This window comes from Bauldia sp. (assembly GCA_037200845.1).
GTDB lineage: Bacteria > Pseudomonadota > Alphaproteobacteria > Rhizobiales > Kaistiaceae > DASZQY01.
In genome coordinates this window covers 1,555,483-1,573,805 of record JBBCGQ010000001.1, presented here as the reverse complement: position 1 = coordinate 1,573,805, position 18,323 = coordinate 1,555,483, and the positions used below count along the sequence as shown (strand labels likewise).

The window sequence follows — 18,323 nt, the reverse complement described above, 5'->3', positions numbered from 1 at the left end:
CCGACATGCTCCGCCGCCACGGCGGCCATCGGCGCGGGGGCAAGCGCGACCGGCAGCGAGGCCACGCCTTCGGGAGCGCGGGCATAGACCGGCCCGCGGCGCCGCCGACGGCGTCCCCGTCGCTGCGCCTTCGCAGTGCTGCCGCCGCCACGCGCAACGGCGGTGAGGTCCGCATCCTGCGGACCGTCGCCCGACGCCAAATGTCACCTCGACCGAGCGCGGCCAGCCGGCCCGTACTCAAGGGCAGCGGCGCGCTTCACTGGTTTCTTTTCGAGGCGCAGTCTAACAGCCGACGGCGGGGTTACAAGGCAACGCGGATTCCGGCGCTATCTGGCGACGGCGTCGATGTCGACCTTGTCGAGCAATGACGTCGGATCGTCCTGTGCGGCGCGCAGCGCATCGAACGACACGCCGGCCGGGTCCTTGGCAGCAACGGTGACCGACAGCGACTGCTTGCCCTTGATGAAGTCGGCGACGGCGGTGGCGACCTTCTCCGAATTCGCGGCCGAGCCGAGAAACAGGATGATGGTGCCCTGCGTCATCGAGGCAACCGCCGAGCGCAGCGCCGCGGCGTCCTTGTGGGCCTCCTCGGCCGCCGCGCGCAGGATGATGTCGGCGAGGCCGGCGTCCTTGATGTCGACCTTGACGCGCTTCAGCGTCAGGGCGAGCGAGGTCGCGAGCGCCACCGTCGGGTCGGCCGAGAACAGGTCGCGGGTCGCGCCGCCGATGACGCTTGCCGCCACGATCGAACCCATGTCGACGCCGGTCACCGAGAAGCGGTCGAGCCGCAGTTCCTGCGCCGCCTCATTCCAGTTGAGGCCGAGGTCGAAGCCGACGTCGAACTTGTCGATGCCGTAGTCGAGCAGCGCCTGGATCTGCCGGTCCGAAGTCTTGTCCGGCAGCGTGGCGACGATGTGCGACGCCGAGGTCGCGACATCGGTCGGGATGGCGTTGATCCAGTCTTTCAGCGTCAGGTCGAATTTCGCGATCTGCGCCTTGAAGCGTTCGCCGGGATTGTCCGGATCGGGAATATCCATCGCGAACTTCGCGAGGCTGGCGCCGTCGAAGGCCGGCACCAGCGCGCGGTAGTTCGCCTTGAACCAATCCTCGTCGATGTTGCCGGCCGCGGCCTTCAGCGTCGCCAGCGGGCCGGACATATCGAAGCCCTTGAAGCGGAACTCGCCGAGGCTCATCGACCCGTCGCCGGGCACATCGACCGCGAGGTCCTTGACGGTGAAATCGGGATAGCGGCCGCGTGCGAAGGCGCCGGCGGTGATCGAGCCAAGCTTGATCGCGATCGGCTTGCCGTCGTTGTCGATGCCGGTGCACGCGAAGCCGCCGAGCTTGACCGGCGAGACTTCGACCGCGTCGAAGATGTCGACGAAGAAATCGACCATCGTCGCGATGTCCTGCTTGGAAGGCTTGGTGTCCTTGTCTTCGCCGACCTTCTTCATCAGCGCAAACATGTCGACCAGCGATACCTTCAGCGGCCGCACGCTGACGCGCATGACACTGGAGGGACCGAGCGTACAGTCAGCCTTCGGCCCGCTCACCGTGCCGCCGTTGGTCCTGAGGTCGCGGTAGAGCGCCTTGCGCGGGCTTGTCGGATCGCCCTTCACCAGGCCAACGAAGGCGAGCAGCCCGCCGATGTCGAAATCCTCCGCCGATATCTTGCCGAATTTGGCGGTGGCGCCCTGGCTACTCGTGGTCTCGTAGCTGCCGATGATGATCGCCTGCGCGACGCCCTTGGCGACCTTGTTCAGCCGCACGTCGCGCAGCACCACGGAACCGGTCTCGGTGACGCCCTGCACCTCGGGCGTCGCATAGTCGATGCGGATTTCCGGCACGCGGATGCTCGCCGCCTTCAGCGCCGCCAGCTCGTCGGCGTGGCCGGCGACGTCGCCCATGAAAATCGAACGCAGGGTCGTTTCGTCGATCGACGAATTCACGACCTGCACGGTCGGTATGGAGAGCCCGACCTTCGGCGATGTCGCCGCGGACGCATGGCCGGCCGCACCGGCCGCGTCTTCGGCGCTCGCCGGCAGGCTAAGCGCCAGGCAGGTCGCCAGCGCCAGGGGAACAATTCGCACGACGGAGCCCCAGCGCATATTCGCCTCCTGACACGACACGGAACGATGCCCGATTAGTGCCATGCCGCGGCGGCGGAGCATAGCCCCGCGGTTGACGTTGCGAAGCGCGCTGCCTATAGCATCAGCCAAATTCCGGCGGGTTCCCAGGCGCGGCTTTCGGCCGGGAAACCACGGACGGGATTGGGGAATCGTTCAACGGTAGGACAGCGGACTCTGACTCCGTCAATCTAGGTTCAAATCCTAGTTCCCCAGCCACCCTCACCTTCATCAATGCGCCTTCAGGAATGCCTCGACGTAGGGCGCCCACGCGTCCGGGGCTGCGATGAGGGCGTGGCCCTCGCGCGGTATCGCCGGCACCAAGTGGTACTCGACGTTGCCGCCGGCGGTCCGGTACGCGTCGGCCATGCGGCCGGAAAGATCCGGCGGGAAGTATGTGTCGTTGGCGGCGTAGAGCCACAGCGCCGGCAACCGCGCGGTGGCGCCGAAGGTGCCGGCAGCGGCCACCAGGCGATCCGGTGCGCAGTTGTTGAGCTTGCGGCCGCCGTTGTGCCCGCCCCGCCCGCCGGCGAAATCAATGATGGCGCGCACGCCCTGCGGCTTGCGTGCCGTCAGCGCCAGCAGGCCCCACGCCCCGGCCGAGTTTCCGACCAGTACGACTCCCGTCGGCCTGACCGAGGGAAGCATGGGCACGTAGGCGAGAGCGGCGGCGATGGAATCGGCGGCGCCGTTTCCGGCCGCGACGTAGTCGGCGCCATCGCAGGAGCCCTGGTCCTCGAGATAGCGCCCGCCGGTCTTGCCGTGCCCGGGCCGCTCGGGAATCAGCACCGCGTATCCGTGCGCGAGGAACCACGCCGTCGCCGCGGGGAACGACGGCAGCGGCGCAAGCGCGCGCTGGTTGGCGTCCTGCTCGGAACCGTGGTTGATCAGCGCCAGCGGATAGGGCCCGGCACCCGACGGCCGGTAGAACGTCGCGCGCATCAGCAGGCCGGCCACCGGCGAGGGGATCAGCCAGAGCTCGCCGCCGTCGGGCGTCTTCTGTCCCTGCGGACCGGCGGCGGCTCCGACGAAGCCGACCCGGAGGTCCGGCTGTACGGAATTCGAGACGCAGGCGGACAGCGCCAGCGCCACGACAATCATGAGAAGGGAGAGCGCGCGCATCGCGGCGAGCCTACCGGGCGCGGCGCCGACTCGCCACGCGCCGTCCCCAGGAATCGCCGAATCGAAACGTGGCGTCGGTACAACCTTGGCGGCAATTTCCAGGCTGTGGCGGAAACGACACAAGTACAAGAATAGCGCGAGCCCGGCACCTGACACGCTTCGTCTCCGCAATCGTAACCATTTGATTAAATTGCGCTATTTGCTCAATTTCGTCGCCGGGGTGGGGCCGCTATCGCCTTGGTGCCACAGCGCTTTTCCGGCTTGCGGCCACAGCGCGCCGTGTCAGAGTGCGGATGGCACGATTCACTTGGGCCACAAGCGAATCGTGCGTCAAATGCGGCACACGGGCGGGAAACAGCGGTCCCGCCTACGAGGGGGTTACATGGCTATCGTGAAGGCTCGCGGAGCAATCCGCGCTGGACGTCGTTCTGAATCCAAGCGGCTGCTGATCAAGCCGGCCAAGTCCCGCAGGGGGCTACTCCTCGGATCATCGTTTGCCGGCGGCGCACTCATGGTGCTCGGGGCGACGTTGATGATGCCAAACGCGGCGCAAGCAGCGTGTACGCTCGATATCACCGGCAACCCGGACGTCCTCACCTGTACCGGCACGACCGTCGGCGGGAATACCCTCACCAACAACAACGTGAACGCCGATGACGCGTTGGTGAACGTGGGGAATTCTCCCGGTACCAACCTCACCGTTACCAGCACTGTCGGCGTTACGTTGAACGGCAATACCGCCACCAATGGCAGCGGCGGCATCGCCGTGAACGTCACCGGTGGCCCGACGAACACGGTGCTGATACAGCCGACTCTCACCAACACCGACGCGATTTCAATCACGGCGAGCGCCAACACCCGCTCCAAGGCGATCACCGTCAATACGAGCACCTATACGACGCTCGATACGCAGAACGGTTCGAGCAGCGTCGCGCGCGACGGCATCCGCGTGATGGTCACCGGCACGACCGCTGTCTCGAGCCCGGTCACGATCACTTCCGCCTCGACGATTTACGCCCGTCAGGATGGCGTGCACGTCGAAGAGCACGACGACGGTTCCTCCGGGAAGCTGACCGTTACAAGCACGGGCGCGATTACGGCAGGCTACGCCCCCTATACCAACACGGGCACGGCGACCGACGGGGCGGACTTCGCCGACTGGAACGGCATCTCCGTCGAGGGCTACGGCTCCAACGTTGAGATCAACACCTCCGGCGCTGGAACCATCACCATGCAGTCGGGCAACCAGGCGGCGATCTGGTCGAAGACCATCTCCGGCACGACGACAATTAACGTCGGGGCAAACATCACCGGCACGGCGCAGACCTCCGACGGAACATATGGCGCCGGCGTCATGGTCGTTTCGGGTGGTGTTGGCGCGATGGGCGGCGACGTGGCCGTTACGCTTAAAGACGGCGCAGCCATCAATACCGCGGGCAACGGCATCTTCGTCGGCCAGTACGTTACCAGCAGCCAGGTGGTCGATAACAAGATTGAAATTACCAGCTCCGGGGCGGTCACGAGCGTTCACGGCAACGGCATTCAGATCGCCGGCTTCGTCGGAACCACTACTGGCCCCGGAAACAACGCCGACGGCGCAAGCGTCTGGCACACATCGCAGATCACGGGCGCCGCTGCCGACTCCAACATCACCATCACGACCAAGGACGGCGGCACGATCACGGCTGACGGCACCGGCGGCATGGGCATCACTCTCAGCACCCGTGGCGGCGCGGACGATAACACTGCCGGCAAACGGGCCGACATCAAGGTCACCGTCGGCGACGCTGTTCACTCGGCCGGCAACGGCGTGGACCTCACAACCGTCAACGGCAACATCACCGTGGAGACGAAGGCGGCGGACCCGTCCAACCTGAACGCGTTGGCCGGCACCACAGGCGGCAAGATCACGTCGACGGCGGGCGATGCCATTCATATCGTCAACGGCACCGGCGCTACGACCGTCAATGCAAACGCCGACATCACCGCGACCAGCGGCGCGGGCGTGTTCGTGTCGGCAAACAACGCCGCCGCCAACAACGCGATCAACGTCACGACGCACGGCGCCATCTCGGCCAAGGGCGACGGCGTCCACGTCGAGGAAACGACTGCAGGCAGCACGGGCGCCGTCACGATCAAGCACTACGGCTCCAATGCCTCGGGCACCGGCGGCGGCATTAACGCCGACGATAACGGCATCTCGGTCGAGACTCGCGGCGGCAACATCTCGATCGAGACCAGCGAGTCGGGCACGATCGACATGGCCCACGGCGCGCAAGCCGCCATCTGGGCCAAGACCTTCACCGGCACTGCAACGGTCGATGTCGGCGCCAGCATCGGCACCTCCGGCGAGGACAACGGCGGCAGCGGCGTGATGGTGCTGACCGGCTCCGACGCGGGCCTGGGCGGCGCGGTGAACGTGACGCTGCACAAGGGCAGCAACATCTACGCGAACGCCGGCACTACCGGCGCCAGCGGCATTCTCGTCGGGCAGAACACGCAGGCGAGCGGCAGCGGCGTCCTGGATCCCGACGCGGCGATCAACATCACCAGCGCCGGCCTCATCCGCAGCGGCGGCAACGGCATCATGGTGGGCGGCTTCACAGGCAGCCCGTACGAGAGCGCGAACGTTACCGGTCTCGCGGCCGACTCGAACATCACGATCAAGACCATCGACGGCGGCAAGATCGATGCGACGTCATACTCGACGTTCGTGGGCGGCTACGGCATCAATGTTGCGACGCGCGGCGGCGGTTCGACCCGTGCCAACGCCAACATCACGCTGGGCGACTCGCTGACATCCGAGTCGGATGGCGTGCACGTCGTTTCGACATCGGGCAACGTCAGCCTGTTTACATATGCCGGGGATCTGAACACGAACTCCAGCGAGGGTGGCGACGACGCCAGCGAGTCCGGCGGCAGCATCATCTCGCTGAATGGATACGGCGCGTTCCTCAACGCCGGCGGCACGATCACCGTCACCAACAATAACCACATCGAAGGCGCGACCGGCGGTGTGATGGCGGAGAACGGTACGGCCGTCAGCATCACCAACAACAGCCTGCAGTCGATCCTCGCCAGCGGCACCGGCGCCATGGGCGTCGAGGCGGCGAACGACACTCAGGTCTACTTTGACAACACCGGGGCGCTGACCGCCGCGCTTGTGGGCACCGGCGCCTCCATCCACGATATCAGCGGCGCCAATTTCGACGTCACCGAGGGTGACGACACCGTGGATGTCGACAACTACGACGGCGGCGTCATCGCCGGCGCTCTCGACGGCCTTTCCATCGACCAGATCGGCGTGCCGAGCGAAGGCGGCGGCGACAGCGTCTATATCGACAACGCCGGCTACTGGCAGAGCGGCAAGCAGCCGGGCGGCCTCATCATCGGCCTGAGCGGCAAGGGCGTCGGCATCACCAACACCGAGGGCGATGTCTATATCGACAACAGCCTGACCCGTAACTGGGGCTTGAGCGACCTCGCGGCGATCGACGAACGGGTGTCGACGGAAGGCGGCCTGCTGGAGCAGGTGGTGACCGGTCTCTCCGAGGCCGATGTCGGCCTCGGCGGCGAGTTCGCCGAAGGCACGGGCATCTGGGGCGGCACGCATGGTGTCTACGGTGCGGACATCGACGGCCACTTCGGCCTCGACAACAGCCGCGGCATCATCGTCGGCATGCAGTCCGGCAGCTACGGCATCCAGCTCGATGGCGTCGGCAAGGGCGTGACCATCGACAACGCCGCGATCAACCTCGCGATCGCCGGCCAGACGAGCAAGTACAGCCTGATTCTCGGCAGCAAGTTCGGTGCCGGCATCAGCGACGTGAGCGGCGACGTCGACTACTACAACACCCTCGGCATCACGTACGGTCACGGCGACGACGGCCTCAAGATCGTGGGCGTGAGCGAGGGCGGCGTCAACATCACCAACGCGGCCGGCATCATCGAAAGCTATCTCGCCGACGCGGTCGCGATCGACAACGTCGAACGGCACGTGCAGATCGACAACAAGTGGAGCGAGGGCGGCGACTGGTACGGCGGCGACATCATCGGCGGCGGTTCGGCGATCGCCATTGGTGACAGCAGCGACAACTTCGGATCGGAGTCGGCCGAGATCAACAACGGCTCCTCCTGGTACGACTGGACCTCGCACTCCGTGCAGGGCGGCCTCATCGCGAGCCGCGGCGGCGCGGAAGGCACCCTGCCGGTCATCTTCCTCAACACGTCGGACGGCGAAAGTGGCGGCACCGTCATCAACAACAGCGGCATCATCGCCAGCCTCGGCGTGAACCCCTACCCGACCTTCACCGGCGACAATGAGAGCGATTCATTCGCCTCGAACCTCGACGGGATCGGCATTGTCGGGAGCCTGTCGCAGACCCCCGGCGACCTCAACCCGATCTACTGGGATGCGTGGCACATCGCGCAGGCGACGACCAACAGCGAAGACGGCAGCATCGCCAGCATCGAGGAATACCGGAAGGCGGCCGAGGCTCTCGCGGTGCAGGCGCCGAGTGAATCCGGCTCGGTGGTCATCAACAACAACAGCGGCTGGAGCGCCTACTCCGGCATCATCTTCGGTCGCCTCGATCTGCGCGGCGTCAACGAGGACGGTGAAGGCGACGACACCATCGGCAACGTGCTGCGGAATGACGGCAAGTGGTTCACCAGCGGTGACAACTACCTGACCTCGGCGGGTGTCGATGAGGTCCGCAACGACGGCCTCGTGCAGACTTCCTTCGGCAGCGAGAGCGGCGCGACCACCATCCACGTCGACGACTTCTACAACGACGGTGATTCCTCGCCCACGGTCGGCGTCCTGAGCATGCTGGACGATTTCACCGGCAGCCACACGACGATCGACGGCAAGTTCACAGGCCAGGCATCGGAAAGCGGCCTGAGCTACCTGTCGATCGACGCCTTCCTCAGCGGGGACGGCGGCGGCGCCGCGGGCGACCTGCTGACGATCACGGGCAAGACCTACGGCACCACCGGCATCATCGTTCACAACACCAATCCGGACCCCTCCACCACGTCGAACGCGCTGGGTATCTTGGTGGTCGAGGCCGAGGGCGGCGTGTTCGCCAAGGACGGTTACGGCGGCAACTGCACGACCTCCAGCGATGCGTATTGCCTCGCCGGCGATGCCTTCTTCATCGACCAGAGGACGGCCGGATACCAGGAGGTGCAGGGCTACGGCACGATCCGCGACGGCCTCTACTCGTGGTTCCTGCAGGAGCGGCCGGGCGACAGCGGCAGCGAAAGCGAAAACTTCTACCTCACGAGCCACTTCAACTCGGACAGCGCCGGGCTGGTCCCGACGACATCGATCATTCAGACGGTTTCGTACGAGGGCCTGGATTCGCCCGGAGAGAACAACTCGGGCAACGAGTACCCGCTTAACAAGCCGAACCAGAACAACGGCGGCGCCGATCCTTCCGGCGCGACGACAGGGCAGAGGGGCGCCCTCTGGGGCCGCATCAACGGCACCTGGGCACGCCGCACGACGAGCGTGACGGACGTCGTCACCTACGACACCAGCTCGAGCCAGAACGTCTACAGCATCATGGGCGGCCTGGAAGGGCGGCCACAGGGTGGCGACACCGGCTTGCGGCTGGGCATCTACGGCGGCTACGTTTCGACCTCGGCTACACTCGACGGCGTCGCTGGCGAGACCAAGGCGAGCGGCGGTTCGGTCGGCGGCTACGTCGCGTTCAACGACGACCGCGGCTGGTACGCCGATGGCGAGGTGAAGGCCGACTTCCTGGGGATCACCTACGCGTCCCCGACGACCTCGCTATCGACCCACGGCACCAACGTCGCGACGCAGTTCAACACCGGGTTCCGCATGGAGCAGGGTCGCGGCTTCTTCGAGCCGATTGCCTCCTTCACGTACGCGGTGACGTCCATCGCCGATGCCACCGACGGGGTATCGACCGTGACCTACGGCGAGGGCAAGAGCATCCGAGCCGGTCTCGGTGCCCGCACCGGCATCGAGCTCGGAAAGCCCGGCGGCGTGCAGGGCCAACTCGATATCCTCGGCAAGGTCTGGGACGAGTTCGGCGGTCCGAACACCGTCACGATCAACGACGGTGGCCCGGGCCTCACGGCCAGCGACAACATCGCCGGGATCTCGGGCGAAGTGGTCGGCCGGGCGACGATCTACAACGCGGAGCGCACGACCTCCGGCTTCGTGTCGGTCGGCGGCAAGTTCAGCTCCAACGCCAGCAGCATCAGCGCCAAGGCTGGCCTGCGCAAGAACTTCTAATTCTCTGACCTGACTGCCAACCTTGACGGGCCGGTCCTTGGACCGGCCCGTTTCTTTTTCAGGCGCCGTCTGGGGCGCCTGAGTCGCGCCATACTCCGGCCCTGCCGCGTTGCGGCAAAGGCACAGGCCACCGGTTTTGCCGCCGGAGGCACAGTACACCACCGTACAAAAGCGATAACTAGCTGAATTTACAGCGATTTCTCCTTGTCGCCGCGTGACCGCGCCCGGCGAGAACCTGTGCACCGCGGGTGGCCGACCCCTTGTGGGAGAAATGCGGTGTGTCAGAGTGCGTACGGACGGGAGTTGCCAGATGCGGTACTCCCGAGACGAAGGCGCACAAGGGCGGAGCAACGGCTCCTGCCCGCGAGGGGGTTTGCCATGACTATTACGAAGACTCGCGGCTCGATCCGTTTTTCGCGGCGTACCAATGCAGCGCGGCTGCTGCCGATGCCCTCCAGGTATCGCGCGCGGCTCCTGTCTGGAACGGCGATCGTGGGCGGCGCGCTGATCGCGGTTGGCACCCTTATCGTGATGCCGAGGCCGACGCTGGCCGAGACCATCACGGCGGCCTGCGGAAAGACAGGCAACAACTACACCTGCAACACCACTACCAACGATCCCATCGTGCTTGAGCCCGGCGGGCCCTTCAGTGTCAACATGGGTGGGGACCTGAACCTTCCATTAATCTGGAACGGCTCGAACGCGCTGCCGGCAGTAACGATCCACGCTGGCGGCTTCAGCACCTCCACCACCCCGCCGTTCACTTACGGGATTCACCTGAACCCCGGCTCCTCTATCACTAACGGCAGCGGCGAAGGGCTCTACGTCACCGACGTCGGCACCGTCGTGATCAATATCGATGCCGCAACCACGACGCCGGAAGCTCACACCGCCGCGAGCATCGCCGGCACGCAGGGCATCCACGTCGACGGCCAAGGCTTTAGCGAGGGGGGCGAAGGCGACGGGTCGATCGGCACTTCCGTCACCATCAACGTCAACGGGCACGTCAGCGGCTCAAGCGGCGCCGGTGTCGAAGTGACGAATGTCAGCACGGTCACCGTCAACAGCAAGACTTTCAAGTCGATACTGGGTAGCGGCAACCTCGCCGGCATCTACGCCCACGATGACGATCAGGTGTTCGTCTACAACGAAGACGGCCTGACCGCCGGCGTGCTCAGCACTACCGACGGTATCTGGATCACGGAAATCAGCGGCCTCGACAAGGGGTCCGGCAACGCCGTCTACATCGCAAACACCTCGGGACCGCTCAAGCACGGCGCGGTGATCGTAGGCGGATCAGACGGCGTGCGGGTCAGCGGCCTTTTCGGCGTTTCGTCGGAGGGCGACGCAAACGACCTGGCCATCGATAACTTCGCCATTCCGACCTTGGCCGGAGATGCGATCACCTGGGCGCCCGGCGGCCTGATCGCCGGCATGGGATCCGACGGCATCTACGCGGCCGATATAAACGGTAATACCACGATCGATAACCGCTTCACCCGGGAAGGCTCGATCGACTTCTCCACGCTCGATTCCGCAGTGTGGGGAAGCGAGGGAGATCTGCTTGGACCTACCGGTTCCAGCGTGCCGGGTACCACCGGGTTCAGCACCGGCATCTACGGCAGGCTGGACGGCATCATCGGAACCGGTATCGACAAGAAGGTGACCATCCGCAACCGGGATGGCCGGATCGCAGGCGCCACGGCCGACGGCATATTGCTTACCGACATTGGCGGCAGCGACGTCGCCATTCGCGGCGTCGAGGTCGACAACAGCGGCGGCAACATCCTTGACCTCGGCCGTTTCGCCTTCGGCGGCACCATCTGGGGCGCCAGGGACGGCGTCACCATCAGCAACGTCGACGGGGTATTCGTAACCGCCCTCGGCCTCTCGCCGGTAACTCCGTCGTTCACCTACGGCGTCGGCGTCTATAACGACGACGGAGGGTCGATCTTCGGCGGCGAAAGCGGCGTGAGCGTCACCCAGTCCTTGAGCAACGTCCTGGTGTCCAACTATGGCGGCATCATCGAAGGCTTCACCGAGGAAGGCGTCCATCTCTCCACCGCATACGACCACGGGGTCGTCGTCCTTAACGGCTACGGCAGGTTTAGCCAAACCTCGGCCAGCGAAGGCAGGATCATCGCAGACGACACCGCACTCAACCTGACGTCCGGCACGGCGTTCGTATGGAACGCGATGGGCGGGTCCGTCATCGGCAGCGGTGCGGATGTTGCGCCGGTGATCACCTTGAGCACCGACCCAGCCGTCTCCTTCGCCTCGGGCATTTCCGGCAACATCGTCGATGAAAATGAAGGTGGCGGCGAGCCCGTCGAATATCTCGATGAGCTTGCGCGGGTCGGCTCGCTGATCGTGAACGGTGGCGTGCTTACCAGCACGGAGAACCCGCATTTCGAACGCGGCGTTCTCAATGTCGCGTCGCAGGTCAACCAGTTGCCGAACGACACGGTCGCTACCCAGGCGATGTTCGACGACACCGCCCTGTTCGCCGACTACGCGGCGACAGGCGGCGCGTTCGGCAGCCTCAGCAACGGCTCGACCGATCTCAACGACTACGCCGCGACCGCCGAAGACCTGCTGATCCAGTCGGAGTCGGGCGCCGTGACGGTGTTCAACGGCGACATCCTCAGGGCGTTCCAAACCGAGAGCGACGTCGGTATCGCGGATGGGCTGATGTTCGGCCGCGTCAACCTGACCAGCTCGACCTTCGTGGACTACACCGACAGCGAGAGCCCCGACGGCACGGTCGGCAATACGCTGGTCAACCTCGGCAAGTGGTTCACGACAAACCGCGACGGCGAGTCCGGCAGTGAGTTCGGCAACGTGATGAACAGCGATGCCGGCGAGGACGCGATCTTCAACTTCGGCCTCGTGCAGACGGCGTTCCACGGCGAGAGCGGCGACACCACGACGTTTGTGCTGGACGATTTCTACAACGGCGATCCGCTGGGGGTCATCACCACCGAAGCTGCCGACGATACCGACAATACCTTCAGCGGCCTCGTCAGCATGATCGACGACGGCGCCGACGACCGGACGTTCATCTACGGCAACTTCCATGGCGCCGCGACGGGCTCGACGGCCAGAAGCTACCTCGGCATCGATGTCTTCTTCGCGGATCCGAACGAAGGTGGCGTCTCGGACACGCTGCAAATCGGCAGCGAGGGCGACTTGGTCGATGTCACCGGCACCACCGGCGTCATCGTGCACAAGCTAAACACGGCGACCGATGCGAGCACCAAGATCGGCGACCGCATTGTCGTCGTCTACGCCTACACCGGCGACCAGTTGGAAGATTTTACGTGCACCGCTACCTGGTGCCAGGACGGCGATTCGTTCTTCGTGTCCGACCATTCGCCGGACTACGTCCAGGTCAACGGCGCCGGCTTCGTCCGCGATGGCCTGTTCATGTGGGGCATGAAGCAGTTCGAGGTGCCGAACGACCCCCAGACCGACCTCGTGGCTACCTGGGGGCCGGATGCGGCGCAGCAATCCTCGCTCGGTCCGAGCCTGACGCGCCTGTGGAACGACACCGCCGGCCACGCCGAGGACAACGTCTACGGGCTTGTCTATCCGCAGACGAACACGGCTACCGGCGGCGCGGGCGCGGACCTTTCCGCGATCCCCGATACGATCGTGGCTCCGCCCGAGGCGACGCCGCAGAAGAGTGCCCTGTGGGGCCGGCTCACCGGGAGCTGGACGTCGCGTGACACGACGATCAGCCAGTCGGCACCGCCGTCGACGTTCAACAGCAGCCTCGACCAGAGCACGTACGGGTTGACCGCCGGCGTCGAGTTCCGTCCGAACGGCGGCGACAGCCAGAGCCGCTTCGGTCTCTACGGCGGGTACCTCGCCTCGAACCTCTCGTTCGACACCTTCACTGCCGCCTCGCATTCGAGCGGCGGTACGGTCGGTGGCTACGCCGCCCTCATCAAGGGCCCGTGGTACATCGATGCGGAGGTCAAGGCGGACTTCCTGTCGCTGGACTACACCTCGCCGTCGGTCTCGCTCAGCACCCACGGCACGAGCATCGGCGTGCTGGCCAACACCGGCTACCGGATGGAGAACGGCAAGTCGTTCTTCGAACCGATCGCCTCGTTCTCGTTCGTGAATTCGGCCATCGGCAACACCAGTGGCGGCGGTGGGTCGATCACCTACAGCGGCACCCAGAGCATCCGGGGTGGCCTCGGCGCGCGCGTGGGCGTGACGCTCGGCGCTGCCGGCGGCACGCAGACGGAACTCGACGTGCTCGGCAAGGTCTGGGACGAATTCGGGCCGGCGAGCACCGTGACGGTGAGCGACGGCGTGAATACCACGACCTTCACCGACAGTTTCTCGGGCATCAGCGGGGAAGTCGTCGGACGGGCCACGATCTATAACGCGGACCGCTCGAGTTCAGGCTTCGCCTCGGTCGGCGGCAAGTTCGGTACCGGCACGACCTCGGTCAGCGCCAAGGTTGGCGTGCGGAAGAACTTCTAGCCGCACCTGCAATTTCTGCCAGAACAGGCCGGTCCTCGACCGGCCTGTTTCTTTTTCGACAGTCGCCCTGCCCGCCGAAATCAAGCCGCATTTTCTGGGCAAACGGCCATCCGCCGTACGGATTCTACTGACCGCGCCGCCTGGCCGTTGTAGGGTCCCCACCAACGAGAACAGAGAGGCTAGCCGGTGAGCGACTGGGAACCGCATACAGACGATAGCGACCGCGAGCCGCCGCCGGTGGAACGCAAGAAGTCCGGACAGGGCATCATCCGCTTCCTGTGGGCGGTGATCGCGCTCCTGGTCGTGGTCAGCGCCGGGCTCGGCATCTCCTTCTTCACCGGCGCCATATCCATCGCCCAGCCGACGGCCGCCGTGCCGACGCCGACGCTGCGGCCTGCCGCGGTGCCGCCTGTCGCGCAAGGCGCCGCCGCGCCCGCGGCGCAGGGCGCTGCCGTCCAGGCGGCAGCCGAGCCGCCGAAGCCCATCGTCACCAAGACGCAGACCTACGGCGACTGGATCTACACCTGCGTGAAGCGGCTGGAGACCGACCCGACGGCGCAGTGCTCGATCGTGCAGCAGCTTTCCGATACGGAGACGAAGGCGCCGCTGTTCATGTGGCGCATCGCGGCCGCCGACAAGGGCGCGCTGGTCGGCGAATGGCAGACGCGTACCGGCATCATGGTCGATCGCGGCATCACGCTCGACGCCGGCACGGAGAAGCCGATCGTCATCCCGTTCCAGCTCTGCACGCCGACCGGCTGCCAGGCGGTCGCCAACCTGGCGCCTGACTTCATCGACACGCTGAGCAAGGCGCAGAAGGCGAGCGCCACGGTGTTCCCGATCGGCGCCAAGGGCATCCAGCTCACGCTGAGCGTCAAGGGCCTGCCCGATGCGCTGGCGGCGCTGAAGCAGCCCTAAGGGCTAGATCGCGTCGGCGTTGGTCTTGCGCACGTAGACGCGCGCCGCGGTGCGGAGCGCGTCGAACTGCGTCAGGCGCTTGTGCTCGAACTCGGCGCCGTTGGCGTCGCGGTTTCTCGCCTCGAACGACGACGAGAAGTGCCAGGTGTTGCCGCCGGCGTTCAGCTCGATGATGTAGAGCCGCCCGGTCTTGCCGTCGCGGACGATATCGACACCGGTCAGCGGTATCTCGGGCGTGGCGGCATGCGCCGCCCGCGCCAGCGCGACCTCCTCCGGAGCATCGACGATCTCGCGCTCGCGCGTCTCGGTGGTCAGCAACTGGTGCGCCACCGGCAGGTTCTCGATGGCGTCGTCGGGCAGCGTCAGATCGACGACAGGTTGCCGGCTGCGATTGCGGACGGCGTAGAGCGGCTCGCCGAACAGGGTTAGCACGCGGTAGACGCCGACGTGGCCGTCGTCGTTGATGTATTGCTGCACCAGCATCGGTCCGAGACGGCCGGGGTGGCCCGCGGGATAGTCCCGTGGCGCGATGTAGCGGACGCGCTCGGTGCGCATCAACTGGATGCCGGCGCCCTTCGACGACGTGCCGATGTCGGTCGGCTTGATGATGACGAACTCGCCCCACGCGGCCGGGTCGAGCTTCAGCTCCGGCGTCAGGATCTCGGTGCGCGGCACCGGCAGGCCGGCGAGCTCGAGCCGCCGTACTTCCTCGACCTTGGGGATAGGCCAGCCCTGGTAGACCTTGCCGCGCAGCGGCGTGAACGCCAGCATCCGCCCGTTCGAGACGACCAGCGTCGGGCGCGTCGCGGCCTCCTTGCGGCTCACCGTGTTGCGGTGGGTGGTCGGCATGATGAACGTGCGGATGGTCGGATCGAACTCGCGGACATGCGCGGCGATCGTGTTGAGGTCCTCGATCGACTGCCAGCCAGGGCGATAGGCGAGCACCAGGTGGCGGGCGAACGCGGAGGCGCGCGCCGGGACGGCCGCGCGCCCGCTGACGCTCGCGATGAAGCGCGCGTCGGTCGGCACGCCACGGATATTCAGGCCGGCGGCGGTCATCTAGACGGCCTCGGCCCGCGTCCTGGCGACGAGCACGCGGGCGGCGGTGCGGAAAGCGTCGAACTGGGCGTGGCGGCGCATCTCGAACTCGCGGCCGTTCAGCGCGCGCTCGCGGGCCTGCTGGCCGGACGAGAAATGCCAAGTGTTGCCGCCCATGTTCAGCTCAAGGACGTAGAGCTTGCCGCTGGCGGCTTCGCGGACGATGTCGATGCCCTTCAGCGGCGCCTCGGGCACCACGGCCGCGGCGGCGCGGGCGAGCGCAAGGATGCGCTCCTCCTGGACGAAGTAGCTCTCGTGCCGCACCGCCGCCTGACTGGCGATGACCGTCGCCTCGATCTCGGCGTCGGGCGCGGTCAGCGGCGCCCGCCGATCGGCGGCGCGGTCGACCATGGCGTAGAGCGGCTCGCCGAAGAAGGTGAGGACGCGGCAGACCGTGATGTTCTCGCCGGTGTCGATGAACTGCTGGACCAGCATCGGCGCGACGCGGCCGGGGTGGCCGGCGGGATATTCCTCCGGCGCACGGTAGGCGACGCGGGCGGTGCGCATCAGCGCGATGCCGGCGCCCCGCGAGGACGTCTTCCGGTCGGTCGGCTTGAGGATGACGAATTCGCCCCAATCGGCCGGATCGAGTTTCAGGTCCGGCGTCAGGAGGGCGGTGCGCGGCACCGGCAGGCCGGCGGCCTCGAGGCGCCGCACCTCCTCGATCTTGGGAATGACGATGCCCTGGTAGACGTGGCCGCGGAGCGGCGTGAACGCCGGCATCACGGCGTTCGAGACGACCAGCGTCGGCCGGGTCGCGGCCATCTTGCGGGTCACGCTGTTGCGCGACGTCGTCGGCACGATATAGGTCGCGATCGTCGGGTCCATCTCGCGGACATGGCGGGCGATCGCCTCGAGATCGGCAGGCGCCTGGAAGCCCGGCCGGAAGGCGAGGATGAGGTTGCGGGTCGCCCGGGTCGCGGCCGGCCGCGACGCCGCCTTTGCCGCCGCGCTCTGCGCCACGAGCAACTGGCCGCGCGCCCGGCCATGCCAGGTGGTGCCGATGGCCATCGTCATCAGGTTGTCTCCGCGCCGGTCGGCGCCAGGGCGGAAGAGAAATGCGGGGTATCGCCGCGACGGTTCAAAGCCCGGGCGTCACAGGTGCGGCCAGCGTGCGCCCCTGGCGCAGCTTCGGTCCGCAAACCCGCCGCGTTTATCGCCTCTGCCACCCATGCCTCCGCCGTCCGAGGCCGCCGTGGCCCGTTCCGGCTGGAGACTACCCCGCCCCTTCGAGCATGAGAACGTCTTCCGGCGCGAAACTCACTGTTGCTGCGTCGCCGCGGCGCGGCGGGGGGGTGTTCGGGCTGTTGAAGGTGTCGATGGAGACCGCGTTGTCGCGGAAGCGGACATGCACGCGCACGATGGCGCCGAGGAAGTTGACCTCCTCGATGGTGCCCTGGAGGTGGTTGCCCTGCCCGTTCGGCCGGTTGAGGGCGAGCGCCTCGGGGCGGAGCGCCAGCGGCCTGGTGTCGCCTTTGGTGGTGTTGGACACGCCGCGTGCCGCGATGATCTCCTGGCCGTCGATCGAGACGCGGCCGGCGGAGGGATCGACCACCGTGGCGTTGACGATGTTGAGGGTGCCGACGAAGGAGGCGACGAAGCGCGTCTTCGGGAAGTTGTAGACCTCGAACGGGGCGCCGACCTGCTCGACGTGACCGGCGCTCATGACCACGATGCGGTCCGACATCGACAGGGCTTCTTCCTGGTCGTGCGTCACGAAGATCGTGGTGATGCCCAGCTCGCGCTGGATGGCGCGGATTTCTTCGCGCAGCGACACGCGGATCTTGGCGTCGAGCGCCGACAGCGGCTCGTCGAGCAGCAGCATGCGCGGGCTCGGCGCAATGGCGCGGGCGAGTGCGACGCGCTGCTGCTGGCCGCCCGACAGCTCGAACGGGAAGCGGCTGCCGTAGCCCGGCAGGCCGATCAGCTTGAGCATCTCGTCGACGCGGGCGCGCGCCTGCTCGCGCGGCATGCCGGCAAGCTTGAGGCCGAAGCCGATGTTGCCGGCGACGTTCATGTTGGGGAACAGCGCGTAGGCCTGGAACACCATGCCGATCTTGCGCTTGTTGGGCGGCAGGCTGGTGATGTCGTTGCCCTCGACGAAGATCGAGCCGGAGCTCGGCTGCTCGAAGCCGGCGATCATGCGCAGGATCGTCGTCTTGCCGCAGCCGGACGGCCCGAGCAGCGTTACCAGTTCGCCCTTGCCGAAGGTGAGATTGGCACCCTTCACGACGGTGTTGCCGTTGAAGGTCTTCACCAGATTCTCGATGCGGAGGAACTCTTCGGCCACT

At 66.4% G+C, this 18,323-nt stretch carries 8 protein-coding genes and 1 tRNA gene; 4 read left to right on the top strand and 5 right to left on the bottom strand.

Annotation, left to right across the window (positions count from 1 at the left end):
* Positions 1-326: 326 nt before the first annotated feature.
* A complete protein-coding gene (locus WDM94_07580) occupies positions 327-2,108 on the bottom strand; it encodes a hypothetical protein (protein MEJ0012480.1) in 1,782 nt (593 codons plus the stop codon).
* Between the two features lie 163 nt (positions 2,109-2,271).
* Here WDM94_07580 and WDM94_07575 point away from each other — a divergent pair.
* Positions 2,272-2,345: transfer RNA gene (locus WDM94_07575), tRNA-Gln, on the top strand.
* A gap of 12 nt (positions 2,346-2,357) precedes the next feature.
* Here the strand turns inward: WDM94_07575 and WDM94_07570 are convergent.
* Complete coding sequence (locus WDM94_07570; protein ID MEJ0012479.1) at positions 2,358-3,248, bottom strand: peptidase; 891 nt, start codon at positions 3,246-3,248, stop codon at positions 2,358-2,360.
* A 532-nt stretch (positions 3,249-3,780) separates the two neighbouring features.
* Between WDM94_07570 and WDM94_07565 the strand changes: the two genes are divergently transcribed.
* From WDM94_07565 to WDM94_07555, 3 genes are all read left to right on the top strand, one after another.
* On the top strand, positions 3,781-9,519 hold the full coding sequence (locus WDM94_07565) for a hypothetical protein (protein ID MEJ0012478.1): 5,739 nt from the start codon (positions 3,781-3,783) through the stop codon (positions 9,517-9,519).
* Positions 9,520-9,897: 378 nt separating this feature from the next.
* Complete coding sequence (locus WDM94_07560) at positions 9,898-14,016, top strand: autotransporter outer membrane beta-barrel domain-containing protein (protein ID MEJ0012477.1); 4,119 nt, start codon at positions 9,898-9,900, stop codon at positions 14,014-14,016.
* Positions 14,017-14,202: 186 nt separating this feature from the next.
* Positions 14,203-14,934 carry an invasion associated locus B family protein gene (locus tag WDM94_07555; protein ID MEJ0012476.1) on the top strand — a complete coding sequence of 244 codons (732 nt, stop codon included), beginning with the start codon at positions 14,203-14,205 and terminating at the stop codon, positions 14,932-14,934.
* A gap of 3 nt (positions 14,935-14,937) precedes the next feature.
* On the opposite strand, the gene WDM94_07550 is transcribed toward WDM94_07555, so the two are convergent.
* From WDM94_07550 to WDM94_07540, 3 genes are all read right to left on the bottom strand, one after another.
* Complete coding sequence (locus WDM94_07550) at positions 14,938-15,993, bottom strand: hypothetical protein (protein ID MEJ0012475.1); 1,056 nt, start codon at positions 15,991-15,993, stop codon at positions 14,938-14,940.
* Positions 15,994-17,049 (bottom strand): hypothetical protein, encoded by a 1,056-nt coding sequence (locus WDM94_07545; GenBank protein MEJ0012474.1) that lies wholly within the window; start codon positions 17,047-17,049, stop codon positions 15,994-15,996.
* A 199-nt stretch (positions 17,050-17,248) separates the two neighbouring features.
* On the bottom strand, positions 17,249-18,322 hold the full coding sequence (locus tag WDM94_07540) for an ABC transporter ATP-binding protein (GenBank protein MEJ0012473.1): 1,074 nt from the start codon (positions 18,320-18,322) through the stop codon (positions 17,249-17,251).
* Between the last annotated feature and the right edge of the window lies 1 nt (position 18,323).